Annotated in this window: 3 protein-coding genes; all 3 read left to right on the top strand. The window is 31.0% G+C overall.

Annotation, left to right across the window (positions count from 1 at the left end; translation table 11 throughout):
• A partial coding sequence (locus tag CXF82_RS22440) for a hypothetical protein (protein WP_219621762.1) occupies window positions 1-355 on the top strand: 355 nt, incomplete at its 5' end.
• Window positions 336-1,499: an EAL domain-containing response regulator gene (locus CXF82_RS01255; protein WP_180961151.1), complete on the top strand. Its 1,164-nt coding sequence runs from the start codon at window positions 336-338 to the stop codon at window positions 1,497-1,499. The genes CXF82_RS22440 and CXF82_RS01255, both read left to right, overlap by 20 nt.
• 11 nt (window positions 1,500-1,510) lie before the next feature.
• Complete coding sequence (locus CXF82_RS01260; protein WP_102043541.1) at window positions 1,511-2,104, top strand: response regulator transcription factor; 594 nt, start codon at window positions 1,511-1,513, stop codon at window positions 2,102-2,104.
• Window positions 2,105-2,200: the final 96 nt, after the last annotated feature.

Genomic DNA, 2,200 nt, shown 5'->3' on the forward strand with positions numbered 1-2,200 from the left:
CCAGAATAATTATTCTAGACTACCGAATTTCGAACGTTACAAAATTGAGCATAGAAAGATCTTAAATGAAATATACATCAATAGTTTAAAGGAAAGCATCGCAGATCTAAAGTCTCTGTGTTTCATCAAAAATAATCATAATAAAACAAAATGCATTGCACACAAAATAAAAGGTTACTCATTAATAGCTAATTGTGACTCATTATCAAATTATTCTGAAAGATTAGAATATGTACTAGATAACAACCATGATTTAATATGCCTAGAGTTTGCTAAAAACAACCTTATAAATCAGTTGAATGAGTGTTTGTATATTATCACAAGTGAGGATGAAAATGATTCACAAACACTATAAAATACTAAACATTGAAGATGATTTATTACAGTTAAAGTCAAACACATTTCGTTTAGAATATATGGGGTTTTACAACATTGTGGAACATTCAAATGCCGAAGATGCATTATTAGAAACTCTTTCAACCGACTTTGACTTAGTGATAACAGACATTGACATGCCAGGATTAAGCGGTCTCGATTTAATATCTTCTTTATCAACTCAATGTAAGAATTATAGCGTGTTAGTTATTACAGGTATGGACAAGTCAATCATAGATTTAGTTAACAGCATGGCAACGCATTTAGGATTTAATAATTTCGAAGTTATAGCGAAACCACTACAAACTGACAAGTTTGAAAAAGTGATAAATCGTATTTCAAATAAAAACAGCACTGATAAAGGTAAACGTTCTTATGACCTAACATCATTAGACTTGAGGAAAGCTATACTTAACAATGAACTAATTAATGTTTATCAACCACAAGTTTCCTTTAATAATAAACGAGTGGTTTCTGTAGAGGCTTTAGTAAGATGGAAGCACCCGCAATATGGCTTACTAGCACCCGTACATTTCCTACATTTATTGGACAATCACGGCATGCATCATTCGCTCTTTATTTCAGTCTTTAGGAATGCAATACATGACCTTAATATAAATAATATTAAATACAACCTTTCAGTTAATGTAAGCCAGGAAGTTTTAGAGCATCATTCTATATTTGAAGAGATAAAAAAAATAGCAAAATATGGAATGTTTGATTTGAATCGCCTTACTGTAGAGCTTACAGAGTCGGGGGCTTATACTGAATCGTTACAAATGCTATTAAACCTAAGCAATCTTCATTTACACGGAATAAAACTCTCGATTGATGATTTTGGTACCGGGAATTCTTCACTAGAGAAACTATCAAACTATCCATTTAGTGAATTAAAAATTGATAGAAAATTTATATCTTCATCAGTTACAAATAACGTAAATAGAATAATAACAGAAGTATCATGTAACCTTGCAAAACAGCTAGGACTAACGATAGTAGCTGAAGGTGTAGAAGACAAAATAACTTATGATTATGTAAAGTCACTAGGAGCAAACCTCTGCCAAGGTTATTTTACTGGAAAACCAGTAAGCGCATTTGAAATAGCAACACTGCAATCACAATAAGGATATCAACTATGAATAACAGATTCCTAATTGTGGATGATCACCCATTGATATGTGAAGCTTTCAAGACTTTTTTGTTCGAAAGAATTGAATCTGAAAGTATAAACTATGCAACTGACTACAAGCAAGCAATAAGAATTTACCGTCTACAAAAACCAAACTTCCTAATTATTGATTTGAACTTGGGCAATAATAATGAATCAGGTTTACAGTTATTTAGTATCCTTAAAAAGGATGGGTTTGAAGGAAAAGCATTATGCGTATCCTCGCAAGATAATTTATTTATATCTAAAGCCGCTTCAAATTTAGGCTTTCATGGGTTTATCGATAAAGCGCAAGGTATTGAATCGATATCACTTGCAATAAAAATGATATTAGACGGCTATAAATACTTTAAAAACACAGAAGATAACAAATCGCTATCGAACAGAGAAGCCGAAATAGCTAATTATCTAATAAATGGGCTAAGTAATAAAGAAATATCAAAGCATTTAAGTCTTAGCGAAAAAACAATATCCACATACAAATTTAGGATTTTAATGAAATATAATGTCAAGAGTACTATAGAACTTTCTAAAATTATCAGCATGGATTTTAAGGTTTAATATGTTTCATAGAATATTCAACACTTTTTCAATGTCATTTATATTATCCTCGTTGTGTTTAACGGCCTACTTATACTTCACTATGGAGAAAAAAAT

The organism is Shewanella sp. GutDb-MelDb (genome assembly GCF_002836075.1).
In the GTDB taxonomy this organism is placed as follows: domain Bacteria; phylum Pseudomonadota; class Gammaproteobacteria; order Enterobacterales; family Shewanellaceae; genus Shewanella.